Source organism: Gordonia sp. NPDC003422 (assembly GCF_053588675.1).
In genome coordinates this window covers 1-1,191 of sequence record NZ_JBSFQL010000064.1, presented here as the reverse complement: position 1 = coordinate 1,191, position 1,191 = coordinate 1, and the positions used below count along the sequence as shown (strand labels likewise).

General features: G+C 65.5%; 1 protein-coding gene and 1 pseudogene. Both read left to right on the top strand.

Annotated features, from left to right (window positions below):
- Positions 1 to 330, top strand: a pseudogene (locus ACWDTF_RS24725) (IS21 family transposase); the annotation flags it as partial.
- Entirely contained in the window at positions 327 to 1,103 is a 777-nt protein-coding gene (gene istB, locus ACWDTF_RS24720; protein ID WP_433257287.1) for an IS21-like element helper ATPase IstB, read from the top strand. The pseudogene ACWDTF_RS24725 and the gene istB, both read left to right, overlap by 4 nt.
- Positions 1,104 to 1,191 lie beyond the last annotated feature (88 nt).

The window sequence follows — 1,191 nt, the reverse complement described above, 5'->3', positions numbered from 1 at the left end:
ACGTTTCTGGCGATCGGCGCCGGTGCCGGGTTGTGGCTGAAAGAAGCTGCCGCCGTCGGTACCGAACGGATGCGGGAGAAGATGCGTCACGCCACCTCACTGGCAGCACTGCATGGCGCCCCCGATGTGGACTGGGCACTCGGGAATGCCGCAGTGCACGGCCGGTTCGCCACCGGTGACCTCGACTCCATCCTCGCGGCCAAGGGCCTGGACCAGACGCGGCATCATGCATCGGAAACCACTTCCCTGGCACAGGGCACAAAGAGCTGGAACATGTTGGGCACCAACACCATCAACCATGGCAACCTCACCGACGAGGAGGAACGATGACCGCACCCCAGACTTGCACCCCGCTCAACCCCGAGGTGGAAGCATTGATGAAACAACTGCGGCTGCCCCACGCCCGTGCCATCGCCGCCGACGTGCTCGCGACCGCCCGCTCTCAACGGTGGGACCCCGCTGATGCCCTCACAGCGCTACTCACCGAAGAACTCGCCGGCCGTGCCCGCTCCATGCTCGCTTCGCGGCGCAAATCGGCGAACTTCCCCACCGGCAAGACCTTTGACGTGTGGGACGAAACCGCCTCGTCGATCCCGGTGCCCACCCAGCATGCCCTGCAAACCCTCGAATGGGTGCAGCGACGGGAGAACCTCGTCGTGTGCGGGCCCGCCGGCACCGGTAAGACGTTCTTTCTCGAAGCACTCGGGCAGAAAGTGATCGAGGCCGGTATGCCCGTGGCGTGGTTCAGCCTCGAGCAACTCGGCACCCTCGTGCGCGCTCACCGCGCCGATGACACCCTGGGCAAAGCGATCGCCAAGATCGTGCGCGCCGAACTCGTCGTCATCGACGACGTAGGGCTCTTACCGGTGGGTGCTGATGCTGCCGAGGGCCTCTACCGGGTCGTAGAAGCCGCCTACGAACGCAAATCCGTGGCGGTGTCCTCCAACCTGCACCCATCCGGCTTCGACGAACTCATGCCCAAAACCCTGGCCACCGCGACCGTGGACCGGCTGCTGCACCACGCCCACCTATGCCAGACCAGCGGCGACTCCGTGCGCCTGGCCCAAGCACTCGCCGGAAAGGGGGTCACCGCGCTGAACTGACATCCCCCGGTGGTGGACCAGTGGGCAGATTCATGTCCGCCACCGGGCACACCTTCGTGACCGTCTACGGGCAGTTTTCACGTCCGCC

Coding starts and splice junctions, on each gene's coding strand:
- istB (WP_433257287.1), top strand. CDS start 327: ATGACCGCACCCCAGACTTGCACCCCGCTCAACCCCGAGGTGGAAGCA.